Here is a 12,803-nt window from a genome sequence, read left to right as displayed (position 1 = left end):
GGTCACTCCGACTTGGAATCGGGAGTTCCAGCGGACGCTCGACGGCTGCTTCGGCTGACGACCATCACGAAGCAGCCGATCAGCACCGCACCGAGGCACCAACTGGCCACGACGTCCAGTGGCCAGTGGTAGCCGCGCCGGACCAGCCCGAAGCCGACGCCGAGATTGACGGCGACGCAGCACAGCGCGAGGGCGCGTCTGGCGTACGTGCCGTGCAGCAAGGGGAGAAGGAGCAGGGTCGCACAGCCGTAGGCGACGACTGCGGTCGCGGTGTGGCCGGAGGGGTAGTAGCCGGTGGCGGGCGGGACGACCGGGGTGCCCGGGCGGTCGGTCAGCTCCTTGAGCGGGACGACGAGAGCCGGGACGAGCGCCATGAGGACGGCGGCTGCTGCGCCCGGCAGCCACCAGCGCCCCACCCTCGCGGCCCACGCTCGGCGGGCGGCGTACACCGCGGCGATCGCGAGAACGGGCACGGCCACCTGCACATTGCCCAGATCGGCGAGGAGTTCGGAACACCGGTCGGGCTGGACCAGCACACGGCTGATCCGCTCGTCCAGCCCCACCAGCGGCCCGTCCGCGACGACCTGCCAGGTGATCAGCACGAAGAGAACGACGGGCAGGGCGAGCAGCAGAAGAACAGGGAGCACGGGGAACAGCTTCGCAGGGGGCCGATCGGGTTCAGGAACCGCCGCCCGCGCAGTAGTAGGCGCCAGCTGTCCAGACCACTGGCGTCGGAGGTTCCCTGCCCCGGACACGCTGAAGGGCCGGCACAAAGGGGGGTGTGCGCCGGCCCTTCATGGGCGTACCGCTCCCAGGCGGCCGTCCGGACCGGAACGTCGCGCGCCCCGGGGGGTCTGGGGCGGGCGACTGTCCGATCGGTGAGGAGACCCGGAGCCTTCAGGCACCGGTTGTGTGCGCGAGGGCACGACCAGGTCGAAGCTGGGGATGCCCCGGCCTGATGTCGCCCACAGTCCCCTGTGGGCGGGGTGTATCTCTCATCTGGGTAGAACCTACGACAGGGGGTGCGGGTGCGACAGACGGAATCCCGTCCCACCATCCACCTCGCACACGTTCTTCACACGCTCTGCCGTAGGCGGCCCCGGCGCCGGAATCGCGCCGGGGCAGGGCTCAGATGCGGGCGAAGGCCTGCTCGATGATGTCGAGGCCCTCGGTCAGCAGGCCCTCGCCGATCACCAGCGGCGGCAGGAAGCGCAGCACGTTGCCGTAGGTGCCACAGGTCAGGACCAGCAGTCCCTCGGCGTGGCAGGCCTTGGCGAGCGCGGCGGTGGCCTCCGGGTTGGGCTCCTTGGTCGTACGGTCCTTGACCAGCTCGATGGCGATCATCGCGCCGCGGCCGCGGACGTCGCCGATGATGTCGAACTTCTCGGCCATGGCGGTGAGGCGGGCCTTCATGACCGCCTCGATGTTCTTCGCCCTGGCGTTGAGGTCGAGCTCCTTCATCGTCTCGATCGACCCGAGTGCGCCGGCGCAGGCGACCGGGTTGCCGCCGTACGTACCGCCCAGGCCGCCCGCGTGCGCGGCGTCCATGATCTCGGCGCGACCGGTGACGGCGGCCAGCGGCAGACCGCCCGCGATGCCCTTGGCGGTGGTGATCAGGTCCGGGACGATGCCCTCGTCCTCGCAGGCGAACCACTGACCCGTACGGCAGAACCCGGACTGGATCTCGTCGGCGACGAAGACGATGCCGTTGTCGGCGGCGAACTGGCGGATCGCGGGGAGGAAGCCCTTGGCCGGCTCGATGAAGCCGCCCTCGCCGAGCACCGGCTCAATGATGATCGCGGCGATGTTGTCCGCGCCGACCTGCTTGGACATCTGGTCGATGGCCTGCGCGGCGGCCTCCGGGCCGGCGTTCTCCGGGCCGGTCGGCCAGCGGTAGCCGTACGCCACCGGCACCCGGTAGACCTCGGGCGCGAACGGGCCGAAGCCGTGCTTGTACGGCATGTTCTTCGCGGTCAGCGCCATGGTGAGGTTCGTACGGCCGTGGTAGCCGTGGTCGAAGACGACGACGGCCTGGCGCTTGGTGTAGGCGCGCGCGATCTTGACGGCGTTCTCGACGGCCTCGGCGCCGGAGTTGAAGAGGGCGGACTTCTTGGCGTGGTCACCGGGCGTCAGCTCGGCGAGGGCCTCGGCGACCTCGACGTACCCCTCGTACGGCGTGACCATGAAACAGGTGTGGGTGAAGTCGGCCAGCTGCGCGCTCGCCCGGCGTACGACGGCCTCGGCGGACGCGCCCACGGAGGTCACGGCGATGCCGGAACCGAAGTCGATCAGCCGGTTGCCGTCGACGTCCTCGATGATGCCGCCGCCCGCACGCGCGGTGAACACCGGCAGCACGGAGCCCACGCCCTGGGCGACCGCGGCGGTACGGCGGGCCTGCAGTTCCTGCGACTTCGGGCCGGGGATGGCGGTGACGACGCGGCGCTCCTGCGGGATTGCGGTCATGAGGGCTCCCTGATGATCTTGCGTACCGGCATTCCGGGTGAACCAGACGTTCCGGGTGGGGATTTTCGGACGCTTGCCTTCTTTCTTCGCAGGCTAGAGCCGCGGATCGGACCTGGGCATGCTCCATGTGGGCGTTGTCGCCGGAACGGGTTGTCCGTGGTGGACATGGCGCGGCGCGAACACATCACCGCAGGCCCGGCCGCGTAAGCGGTGAACTCCCCTTGGGAGGGCGTTAGATTGACTCGCTGATGGTGGACGGAGCGGCTGGTCAGGGGGCAAGAGCGATGGACAGCGACGGGACGCGGGACACGCGGGGCACGCATGCGAATCCTGTGCCCCGGCCGGCGACGCCGCCGGATCCGCCCGCGGTACCGCCGCGGCCGACGCACGCGCCGGCGCACCCGGACGGGTCGGCCTTCCTCGCGTGGCTGCGCACCACGCGGCCGGAGGCGGCGCCGGGAGTGTGGCGGTTCGGGCATCAGCCTCGGCCGGAGGAGGAGCCCGAGCAGATTCCGGCTCGACAGCTGTTGACCGGGGCGTTGATCGCGTTTCTGGTGGGGTGGCTGATCTGGTCGCTGTTGTGGAACGGCTACCTCGGCGGCTGGTGGCTGCTGCCCTTGTACGCGATGATCCCCGATTCCTGGGCCGAACCGCACAGCTTCGGTGCCGTCGTGGTCGTCTACGCGTACTACGTGATCATCGCGCTGATCATCATGATCGGCGTGGGCCGGCTCGGCCGGTGGAGCGAGATCTGGCGGCGCTTCGGCCCGCCCGCCTGGCGCCGTACCACAGGCCCGGCGGCTCAGCGGCCGCCCGCCCCCGAACAGGACCCCGCCGAGTGGCCAGCGCTGCGCGCCGCCGGTGCCGTCGACGCCGCCGACCGGCTCGCCGCCGACGCCCGCACGGGGCTGATGCGGGACGTCGACCACGCCCGGATCGCCCGCGCCTGGCAGGGCGTACGCAGCGGCCGGCACAGCCTCGCCACCTTCACCGGCGCGGTCCTCAAGGACGGCGCCGCCGCCTGCCTGCACCCCTCCGGCGAACGCGACCTGCCGACCCGGCTCGCCCGCCACGACCTGCTCACCGGCCAGGTCCGCCTCGGCACGACCGCCGACGACGCGCGCAACCCGTACGCCTACCGCGGCACCGGCCTCGCCCTCGGCCCCGACCTGCTCGGCACCTCACTGCTCGCCGTCGGCCCGGCCGGCTCCGGCAAGACCGGCACCGTCGTGCGCCCGCTCGCCGAGTCGCTGTGCCTGCAGGCGCTCGCCGGCCGGGCCGCCGTCGTCGTGGTCGGCGCGGCGGGCGCGGGGCTCGGTCCGGCCGAGGCGTACGACGTCGTCGTACGGATCGGGAACCCGGAGTCCGTGTACGACCTCGACCTGTACGGCGGCACCACCGACCCCGACGAGGCCGCGGCCGTGCTGGCCGAGGCGCTGGTCGGGGACCTCGCCGACCCGCACCCGGGCAGCGACAGCCGCCGCTCCACGACGGTCCTGGCGCAGCTCCTCGGACCGTTCCGCGCGGTCCACGACCGCTTCCCCTCCGTACCCGAGCTGCGGCAGCTGCTCGACGGCGCGCCCGGACCGCTCGCCGCACTGCGTACCGCCCTCCAGGACGCCGGGCAGGAGCCGCTGTTGCGGGAACTCGACGCGCGGGAGCGGCAGATGGGCCACCCGGGCGATGTGGGCGGGGTGCTGGCCGACCGGGTGGCGCTGCTCGACCGGCCCGCGTTCGCGGGTTTCTTCGACACGTCCGGGCAGTCGCGGCCGTTCTCGCTGAAGGCCCTCGACCACCCGGTGCGGGTGCGCATCGACCTGCCCGAGCGGGGCCACGCGGATGCCTCGCGGATGCTGGCGCGGCTGGTGCTGGCGCAGTTCACGGCGAGCGTGCCCGCACGGGAGGACCGGTCGCTGTTCGCCTGCCTGATCCTGGACGACGCGACGGGCGTGGTCACTCCGGAGGCCGTACGGGGCATCCAGCGGCTGCGGTCGGCGGGCGCGGGCGCCGTACTGACCCTGCGCACCCTCGACGACGTACCGCGCCCGCTGCGCGGCCCCCTGCTCGGCGCCACCGGATGCCGGGTGGCGCTGTCCGGCCTCACCCCATGGGACGGGCAGGACTTCGCCGAGGTGTGGGGCAAGGAGTGGACGGAGACGCGGGACGTCACCGACCGGCAGATCATCGCCGAGACGCCGGCGGGCAAGGCCGTGCACATGCTGCGCCGGGTCATCACCGGGAAGGCGCCGACCGCGCGGGCGGTCACCGTCCGCCAGGTCGAACGGGAGCGGTGGTCGGCGTCCGAGCTCGCGCACGGGGTGCCGCCGGGGCATGCGGTGCTGTCGCTGACGAACCTGAAGGGGGAGCACGCGCCGCCGCTGCTGGTGGATCTGCGCGACTGAGGTTTTCACGGGCACCGGGACCGTACGGTGAGGCAGAATCGACACAGGTCGTTCATACGTGGCGGCCAAAAGATCACAACGACCAGCCGATCTCCCGAACACAACCGCAGACCGACCTGAAGGCCCCATGCCCCCGACGCTCGCCTCCCTCGTCCACCATTCCGCGCTCAAACTCACCGTGCGGGCGGGCGAGGACCGCCTCGACGTGCCCGTCCGCTGGGCGCACTCCAGCGAGCTCGCCGACCCCGTCCCGTACATGGAGGGCGGGGAACTGCTGCTGATCACCGCGCTGAAGCTGGACGCGGAGGACCCGGAGGCGATGCGCCGCTATGTGAAGCGGCTGGTCGGAGCGGGGGTCGTCGGGCTGGGCTTCGCCGTCGGGGTCAACTACGACGAGACGCCGAAGGCCCTCGTCGACGCGGCGGAGGAGGAGGGGCTGCCGCTCCTCGAAGTCCCCCGCCGCACACCCTTCCTCGCCATCACCAAGGCGGTGTCTGCGGCCATCGCCGCCGACCAGTACCGGGCGGTCACCGCGGGCTTCGCGGCCCAGCGGGAACTCACCCGGCAGGCGCTGACGGACGGTCCGGAGGGGCTGCTCACCGGGCTCGCCGCCCAGGTCGACGGGTGGGCGGCGCTGTTCGACGCCTCGGGTGCCGTCGTCGCCGCCGCGCCGGAGTGGGCCGCCCGCCGGGCCGCCCGTCTCACCGCCGACGTGGAACGGCTGCGCGAGCGCCCCGCTCCGGCGAGTGCCGTGGTGGGCGGACCCGAGCACGAGGACCGCGTCGAGCTGCACACCATCGGCACCGGTCGCCGCCCCCGCGCCGCCCTCGCTGTCGGTACGGCCGCCGCCCTCGGCACCGCCGAGCGCTACGCCCTCCACTCGGCCATCGCCCTGCTCACCCTGACCACCGAGCGCTCCCGTTCCCTGCAGGCCGCCGAGCAGCGGATCGGCGCGGCCGTGCTGCGCATGCTGCTCGCCGGGCAGCCGGACCACGCCCGTGGCGTCGCCGGCGACCTGTACGACGGCCTGCTCGACGCCCCGTTCCGGGTCGTCGTCGCCGACTGCCCGTCCGGGCAGGCGGGCCTCGCCGGGATCGCGGAGGCCGTGGAGGCGGCCGCGGCCCGGTCCGGGGAGGCGGTGCTGGTCGTTCCCGAGGGCGAAGGGGAGCGGCTGGTGGTGCTGGCCGCGGACGGGGGCGCGGCAGTCGCGGCCTGCGGGGAGTACGCGACGGCTCGGGAAGCGGCGCGGGCGGGACAGGAACAGGCGGCGGGGGAGGAGGACGACCTGGTCGTCGGCTTGTCGGCGCCGGCCGGACCGATCGCCGCGGCCGCCGCGTACAAGCAGGCCGAGCAGGCCCTGTCGGTGGCCCGCCGCCGGGGCCGGGTCCTCGTCGAGCACGAGCAGCTCGCGGCGGGCTCGGTCCTGCCGCTGCTCGCCGACGACGCGGTGCGCGCCTTCGCCGACGGTCTGCTCCGTGCCCTGCACGAGCACGACGCCACCGGCCGCGGCGATCTGGTCGCCTCCCTGCGGGCCTGGCTCTCCCGGCACGGCCAGTGGGACGCGGCCGCCGCCGACCTGGGCGTCCACCGGCACACCCTGCGCTACCGGATGCGGCGCGTGGAGGAGATCCTCGGCCGGTCCCTGGACGATCCGGACGTACGGATGGAGCTGTGGCTGGCACTGAAGGCGACGTCGCCCGAGTCCTCGTAGCCCCGACCGGGCCAAACCGGCGTACCCACCTCCGCCACTGCTACGAATCGGACAAGCGCCCCCGCGCCCGTGCCGCCCTACCGTGGACGACGACATACACGAGCACCACCAACCACCATCAACGCGGAAGGGCACGGGCCACATCATGACCTCCACCCACGCCTTCTGGCTCGCCGGCCGTCAGGCCACCGGCGAGGACAGCTTCGACGTCACCTCCCCGTGGGACGGCCGCATCGTCGGCAAGGTCAGCGTGCCGACCGCGGACCAGGTCGAGGAGGCCGTGGCCGCCGCGTACGCCGTCCGGGACTCCTTCGCCGCCACGCCCGCCCACGTCCGCGCCGCCGCCCTCGACCACGTCAGCAAGCGGCTGATCGAGCGCACCGAGGAGATCGCCCGGCTGATCTCCGCCGAGAACGGCAAGCCGATCAAGTGGGCCCGCGGCGAGGTCGGCCGCGCCGTGTCCGTCTTCCGGTTCGCCGCCGAGGAGGCCCGCCGCTTCAACGGCGGCGAGGCGCAGCGCCTCGACACCGAAGCCGGCGGCCAGGGCCGGCTCGCCCTCACCCGGCGCTTCCCGAAGGGCGTCGTGCTCGGCATCGCGCCGTTCAACTTCCCCCTCAACCTGTGCGCCCACAAGGTCGCCCCGGCCATCGCAGCCGGCGCCCCGATCATCCTCAAGCCGGCGCCCGCCACTCCGCTCTCCGGCCTGATCATCGGCGAGCTGCTCGCCGAGACCGACCTCCCGGCCGGCTCCTGGAGCATCCTCCCGGTCCCCAACGAGGCCATGCCCGCCCTGGTCCAGGACGAGCGCCTCCCGGTCATCTCCTTCACCGGTTCCGAGAAGGTCGGCTACGCGATCATGGACTCGGTGCCGCGCAAGCACTGCACCCTGGAGCTGGGCGGCAACGGCGCGGCCGTCGTCCTCGCCGACTACGCCTCCGACGAGGACCTCGACTGGGCGGCGAACCGCATCGCCACCTTCTCCAACTACCAGGGTGGCCAGTCCTGCATCTCGGTGCAGCGCGTGATCGCCGACGCGTCCGTGTACGACCGCCTGCTGCCGCGCATCGTCGCCGCGGTCGAGGCCCAGGTCACCGGCGACCCCTCCGACGACACGACGGACGTCGGCCCGCTGGTCAGCGAGGACGCCGCGAAGCGCGTGGAGTCCTGGGTCGACGAGGCGGTGACCGCCGGCGCGAAGCTGCTCACCGGCGGCAAGCGCGACGGCGCCTCCTACGCGCCGACCGTCCTCACCGACGTACCGGCCGACGTCACGATCGCCTGCGAGGAGGTCTTCGGCCCCGTCCTCACCGTCCAGAAGGTGAACGGCGAGACCGAGGCGTTCGCCGCCGCCAACGACTCCAAGTACGGCCTCCAGGCAGGCGTGTTCACCCACGACCTCCAGGCCTCCTTCCGCGCCCACCGCGCCCTCGAGGTCGGCGGCGTGATCATCGGCGACGTGCCCTCCTACCGCGCCGACCAGATGCCGTACGGCGGCGCCAAGCAGTCCGGCGTGGGCCGCGAGGGCGTGAAGTTCGCGATGGACGACTACACGTACGAGCGGGTGCTGGTCCTCACCGGTCTGGCACTCTGACGACATCCACAGTCCGACGGCCGGAGCCTGCTGTGCGGAGGCTTCGGCCGTTGTCGTACCCGCCCATTCCGACGTGCGGAAACCGTCAGGTGCCGTCGGCGGCGTGTCCCGGGCGGGGGCGCATCAACCGCAGATCCTCGCCCCAGGCGTCCAACGTGGACCCATGGCCGGCGTCCCGGGCCACCGCCTCAACCTGTGCGAAAAGCCGTCGTTGCACGTCCACGTCACCCGTGTCCGCGATCTGTCCGATCGTGGCCAGCAACGCGCCCGTGTTCCATTCCGGAAGTGGGAACCTTTCCAGTTCCCACTCCAGGTACTTGTTGTAGGGGCGCGGACGACGCTCGAGGGCGAACAGCAGCTCCAGCAGGAAGCCGATGCTGTCGGCCGCGTCGAGGCGTGCGGCGAGCAGGTGGCCGTCGCGGGCGTTCTTGACCGACCGGTAGAGGGAGTTGGCATAGGCATCCAGCCAACCAGCTGCCGCTCGCGACGCCTCACCGACGTCGAGTCGTCCTTTGGCGGCGATGATCTTTGCGATCTCGCCGTCGAGCCTGTCGAGCAGGACGCGGCCCCGAGCGAGGGCATACCGCTCCCAACCACCGAGCCGACGGAAGCTGTCCACCGTCATGACCATGAGGTCCAGCTTGGTGGAACGATGGCCATCGAGATCTGTGAGGTCGGTGTTCGCGTCGTCGGCGAGGATGACGTAGACATCGTGATCGGACTGCTTGGTGGCCATGCCGTCATGGGCCTGGGAGCCCTTGAGAACAAGCCCGACGACGTCGGGATCGGCGACGGCTCGGGCGACAAACGCCTCATAGGTCAGCGGCTGCACGTGGTGATCTCCAGTCGGTTTGACGGGTGAGCATGCCGTGCCGTCCTCGCCGTCACACCGACAGGAGGGGGCCGCTCCGTCCGCGGCGGCCATGGCGCCACCGCCCAGAAGATCAACGCACGTCCGGCACCCTACCCACCCCCGGCAGTTACTGACAGCCCCTTTTCTTCTGTGCAGCTACTGCTTCGCGGCGCAGTCGGCGAAGGGGGGGGCCGGGCGTGAAGCAGCAGAGTCACAGCGCCTGGCGTCAGCCCTTCTCGCCCATCGCCGCGCGGAGCCAGTCCAACGACCCCGTCTCCAGCACCGTGTCAGCGATCGCCTGCCCTGACTTGGTGACGATCCGGCCGCGGCTGTTGTCGATCCACCGCTGAGCGTTGACGTAGCCCTGGTCCCGGTACTCGATGCCCTGGATCATGCACTCCAGCTTGTCGGCATCGCGGGCGCAGACAGCTTCCAGGGACTCCTTTGCTTCGTACTCGGCGACCAGTTCTTGCACGACCTGGGCCAGTCCCTCGGGCATACCCGAGACCTGGTCTGCCGTGATGTCCCGCGGGTCGGCCTCGCCCTCGGTGTACTTCTTGCCGAGATGGTTCACGTCGCCGGTACGCGTTTCCTGGGAGTCGTGCCACACCGCGAGGAACGCCGCCCGGGCCGGGTCGGCGCCTTCGAGCTTCGCGATGATCGTCGCGATGAGGGACGTCCGCCACGAGTGATCAGCGACCGATTCCGGGTCCTTGACACCCGCCATCCACCATCCAGTCCGCTTGGCCTGCTTCAGCGTTCCCGCTTCGAACAGGAAGCGCGCAACCGCCTTCATCTCCTCGGACACCGTCGGGCTCCTCTCACGCAGAACGGCTACAACGCCTGACCTCGGCGCAGCTCGCGGATCATGCAGTTGTACAGCGGCGCCTCCTCCCACGGGTGGGACACACCGACATTCTGGTAACCCCAAGCCGCGTAGGCGGACTGGGCCGGCGCCGCCTCTGGCTCGGGCCGCATCGTCAGCGTGATCCGCTCGGCGCCCAGGCCTTCGAGGAGCCGGGCGTGGAGCTCGGCGGCGATGCCGCGCCGACGCCACGGCTTCCGTACTGCGAGTTCGATGATCACGAACGTACGCCGGCCATCCTCGCGGGTGAAGTCGTCCGGGAGAGTGACGTCCTGGAGGTTCTTCCACCAGCGGGTGTCAGGGGCGAGGTAGTAGCCGTAGGTGAAGCCGACGACGTCCTCCTCATCGCGGGCGAGGACAAGGCGCATGCCGGGACGCTGGGCCTGCACCTGGTAGTGGTCGATGAACTCGGCGACGTCGCGGGGTCCCTCGCAGTAGGGCGGCTCAACGTAGACCTCCTCGTAGGCGGGGAGGAACGTGTCAAGCTGGGCGGCTGCGTCCGGTCCCTCGTAGCGCTCGTACGTGATCTCAGTCATCAGGCTGCTCCCTCTCGTCCGCGTAGTCCCTCAGCGTGCCGGCGGCCTCGCCCCTCTTCCCCTCTGTCTCAGTCGGCAGAGTGAGGGGGAGAGGGGAAGCCGAGAACGGCTTCCCCCGCGTCCCCGGGCTGCCTGATGAAATGCCGCCCGCGACCGGTCGTGTCTCGCGCGCGGGTGCGCGCGGGCACCGCGTCCCACCGGCACCGCGCCCGGTTCATCTGGGAACGTCCCATGCACGCGTAACCGGTTCCGCCCCCTCCCGCGCGTGAGGGCAGTCGACGTCCGTGACCGGTCGCTGTGCCCCTACGCGCGCGAGGTGCCTGCCCGGTGTTCAGTGCAGATCGAGCAGCATCACGTCATGGAGGTCCGCGCCCTCCCACGGTCGCGCCTCGCCGACCTTCCGGTACCCCCACCCCCGGTACGCGGCCGACGCCGCCTTGCTGTCTGGGTGGACGTTGAGCAGCATCCGCTCGGCCTCGATGCCCTCGAGCAGGGTCTTGTGCAGGCGCCGCGCGATGCCCTGCCCGCGCCACGGTCCGCGTACGGCAAGTTCCATGAGCCCGAAGGTGCGGCGTCCGTCCTCGCGCCGCATGTCGTCGGGTACGGGCTCGGTCAGTTGGTCCCACCACCGGGTGTTCGGACCGAGCGGGTAGCCGTACGCCATGCCGACCGGCTCGCCGTCCTCGGTACGGGCCAGGGTGGCGCGGAAGGTGGCTTTTCGGGCCTGGGAGCGGAAGCGGCGGAAGGTGGCCGCGACGTCGTCGGCGGTCTCGTTGTACGGCGGTTCCGCGAACGCCTCAGCGTAGACCAGCCTGAACGCGTCCTCGGCCTGAGCCGCGGCCGGTCCGTCCATGCGCTCTATCCTGATGGTCCCTTGCTGCGTCATGTGGTGCCTCCTCGGACGGCTTCGCGGATGCACTCGCCGCACTCGCGCGCCGCAGCACTGTCGACCTTGGCCGCGGACCTCTGAAACTCCCGGATCTTGCCGAGCAGGCGAGGAGAGGAGATTCCGCCGCACACGGCGAGAACGGCGCTCATCTCCGCGCACGCTTCGTCGACCTCCCCGGCGTCGAGGAGTACACCCGCGAGTTTCACGCGGTACGAGGCGCTGTTGCGGGCGAGGTCGCCGCCGATACCGCGCACTGCGGCGCGCAGGAACGGCACGGCGCGCCTGGGCTGCTCGGCCCGCACGTACATGTCCGCCGTGGCGTAGTCGACCTCGAACGGGCCCACGAACTGCGCCCAGTTGGGCACCTCGGCGTCCGTGTCCGCGTGCCCCTGGTGACTGACTGCCCGGCTGAGGGCGCGGCGCGCCCCGGACAGGTCTCCCGTGTGGGTGGCCACGTTGGCATCTCGTAGCGCGATCACCAGATGCACCGTGTGTCCGGCACCCGCGCGCGTGGCGAGCCGGTAGGCGTTCTCGACCGCGCTCGCGGCCTCCCACGCCCGGTCTGCCTTGATCGCGAGGAGTACAAGCGTCTCCAGCACGGAGACCTGTAGCAACGGGTTGTCGACGAGTTGCGCCGCCGCGAGTGCTTCCATGCAGGCGGCGCGGCCCTGATCAATACGTCCGCCGTCGTAGCCGTACCACGCCCGGTGGCCGTGCAGTTCGGCGAGCATCGTCTGTAGCTCACGGCCAATACGGCCGGTGTACGAGGCAGCCCCGAGGGCGCCCGTGATCTCGTCCTCGATGCGGTGCGCCTGCGTCATGGCCGGCACACTGCCCGCCGTGTGGTCCATCTGGTACAGCCCGTCGAGCCTCGCACGTAGTCGGGCGATGTCGGCCGCGCCGATCCTCGGGCCCGGCCGAGCAGGAACAAGGGCCGCCGCGGCGAGCGCCCCGGCGTCGGCGACGAACGTCCTCCGCTTCACCTCTTCAGGGTCGCTGATCGGCGCCGAAACCGTCACACGATGTGCGGGGACGTCGAACCCCATCTCGGTGAGCGGTACGCCGAACATGGCCTCCAACACGGTCTGCTGACTGGGGTGGGGGAGCGGCGGGGGGTTCTCGCGCTCCCAACGGCGGAGCTGCCGCACGCTCACCGACGCGTCGACACCGAGGTGCGCGGCTTCCCGTGCGAACGCCGTCACGAAGGATTCTTGCGTGTACCCGGCGGCATGCCGTAACCGCGCCAGTCTGCTCACGCTCGTGTCGGCCATGCGTTTCCCCCTGCGACCACGGACTGCCCTCTCACGGCAGTGACTTGGCCTATACAGCGAAGGCGAAAACGTCCGCCTAAACGTCCGGTCGCTCGTTGCCCGCAGCGCCGCCCGAGCCGGTGCACTGGTCCTACGCCACTTCAGCACCCGTTCTGAGCTGCGGAGAGGACGCACGCATGCCGCGCCGAAGACGCTTTCCCCGCCATCAGCCCCTAAGGAGAG

General features: G+C 71.3%; 10 protein-coding genes. 3 read left to right on the top strand and 7 right to left on the bottom strand.

What is annotated here, in order from left to right; all coding sequences use genetic code 11:
* Positions 1-2: 2 nt before the first annotated feature.
* A complete protein-coding gene (locus tag ACKTSN_RS13705) occupies positions 3-647 on the bottom strand; it encodes a phosphatase PAP2 family protein (RefSeq protein ID WP_409469390.1) in 645 nt (214 codons plus the stop codon).
* A gap of 481 nt (positions 648-1,128) precedes the next feature.
* Positions 1,129-2,463 carry a 4-aminobutyrate--2-oxoglutarate transaminase gene (gene gabT, locus ACKTSN_RS13700; protein WP_409469389.1) on the bottom strand — a complete coding sequence of 445 codons (1,335 nt, stop codon included), beginning with the start codon at positions 2,461-2,463 and terminating at the stop codon, positions 1,129-1,131.
* 284 nt (positions 2,464-2,747) lie between these two features.
* Between gabT and ACKTSN_RS13695 the strand changes: the two genes are divergently transcribed.
* From ACKTSN_RS13695 to ACKTSN_RS13685, 3 genes are all read left to right on the top strand, one after another.
* Positions 2,748-4,865: an ATP-binding protein gene (locus ACKTSN_RS13695; protein WP_409469388.1), complete on the top strand. Its 2,118-nt coding sequence runs from the start codon at positions 2,748-2,750 to the stop codon at positions 4,863-4,865.
* Between the two features lie 127 nt (positions 4,866-4,992).
* On the top strand, positions 4,993-6,576 hold the full coding sequence (locus ACKTSN_RS13690; RefSeq protein ID WP_409469387.1) for a PucR family transcriptional regulator: 1,584 nt from the start codon (positions 4,993-4,995) through the stop codon (positions 6,574-6,576).
* Positions 6,577-6,721: 145 nt separating this feature from the next.
* The gene (locus tag ACKTSN_RS13685; RefSeq protein ID WP_409469386.1) at positions 6,722-8,167 is read left to right on the top strand and encodes an aldehyde dehydrogenase family protein; all 1,446 of its coding nucleotides are present in this window, start codon (positions 6,722-6,724) and stop codon (positions 8,165-8,167) included.
* A gap of 85 nt (positions 8,168-8,252) precedes the next feature.
* Here the strand turns inward: ACKTSN_RS13685 and ACKTSN_RS13680 are convergent, their stop codons facing one another.
* The 5 genes from ACKTSN_RS13680 to ACKTSN_RS13660 all read right to left on the bottom strand — a co-directional run bounded on the left by ACKTSN_RS13680 (position 8,253) and on the right by ACKTSN_RS13660 (position 12,581).
* Positions 8,253-8,999 carry a hypothetical protein gene (locus ACKTSN_RS13680; RefSeq protein WP_409469385.1) on the bottom strand — a complete coding sequence of 249 codons (747 nt, stop codon included), beginning with the start codon at positions 8,997-8,999 and terminating at the stop codon, positions 8,253-8,255.
* A gap of 247 nt (positions 9,000-9,246) precedes the next feature.
* Positions 9,247-9,816, bottom strand: coding sequence for an HD domain-containing protein (locus ACKTSN_RS13675; RefSeq protein WP_409474823.1), 570 nt, complete (start codon positions 9,814-9,816; stop codon positions 9,247-9,249).
* A gap of 38 nt (positions 9,817-9,854) precedes the next feature.
* A complete protein-coding gene (locus tag ACKTSN_RS13670) occupies positions 9,855-10,421 on the bottom strand; it encodes a GNAT family N-acetyltransferase (RefSeq protein ID WP_409469384.1) in 567 nt (188 codons plus the stop codon).
* Between the two features lie 331 nt (positions 10,422-10,752).
* Positions 10,753-11,274, bottom strand: coding sequence for a GNAT family N-acetyltransferase (locus ACKTSN_RS13665; protein WP_409469383.1), 522 nt, complete (start codon positions 11,272-11,274; stop codon positions 10,753-10,755).
* A 29-nt stretch (positions 11,275-11,303) separates the two neighbouring features.
* A complete protein-coding gene (locus tag ACKTSN_RS13660; RefSeq protein WP_409469382.1) occupies positions 11,304-12,581 on the bottom strand; it encodes a hypothetical protein in 1,278 nt (425 codons plus the stop codon).
* Positions 12,582-12,803 lie beyond the last annotated feature (222 nt).

Source organism: Streptomyces flavusporus (assembly GCF_046267975.1).
GTDB classification, from domain to species: domain Bacteria; phylum Actinomycetota; class Actinomycetes; order Streptomycetales; family Streptomycetaceae; genus Streptomyces; species Streptomyces flavusporus.
The sequence above is the reverse complement of the archived record's forward strand: the minus strand, read 5'-3'. Positions and strand labels throughout refer to the sequence as shown.

What these genes read in the sequence shown, in the direction of transcription:
- ACKTSN_RS13695 (WP_409469388.1), top strand. Translation starts at nt 2,748, where the DNA reads ATGGACAGCGACGGGACGCGGGACACGCGGGGCACGCATGCGAATCCT.
- ACKTSN_RS13665 (WP_409469383.1), bottom strand. Translation starts at nt 11,274, where the DNA reads ATGGACGGACCGGCCGCGGCTCAGGCCGAGGACGCGTTCAGGCTGGTC.
- gabT (WP_409469389.1), bottom strand. Translation starts at nt 2,463, where the DNA reads ATGACCGCAATCCCGCAGGAGCGCCGCGTCGTCACCGCCATCCCCGGC.
- ACKTSN_RS13685 (WP_409469386.1), top strand. Translation starts at nt 6,722, where the DNA reads ATGACCTCCACCCACGCCTTCTGGCTCGCCGGCCGTCAGGCCACCGGC.
- ACKTSN_RS13670 (WP_409469384.1), bottom strand. Translation starts at nt 10,421, where the DNA reads ATGACTGAGATCACGTACGAGCGCTACGAGGGACCGGACGCAGCCGCC.
- ACKTSN_RS13660 (WP_409469382.1), bottom strand. Translation starts at nt 12,581, where the DNA reads ATGGCCGACACGAGCGTGAGCAGACTGGCGCGGTTACGGCATGCCGCC.
- ACKTSN_RS13690 (WP_409469387.1), top strand. Translation starts at nt 4,993, where the DNA reads ATGCCCCCGACGCTCGCCTCCCTCGTCCACCATTCCGCGCTCAAACTC.
- ACKTSN_RS13675 (WP_409474823.1), bottom strand. Translation starts at nt 9,816, where the DNA reads ATGAAGGCGGTTGCGCGCTTCCTGTTCGAAGCGGGAACGCTGAAGCAG.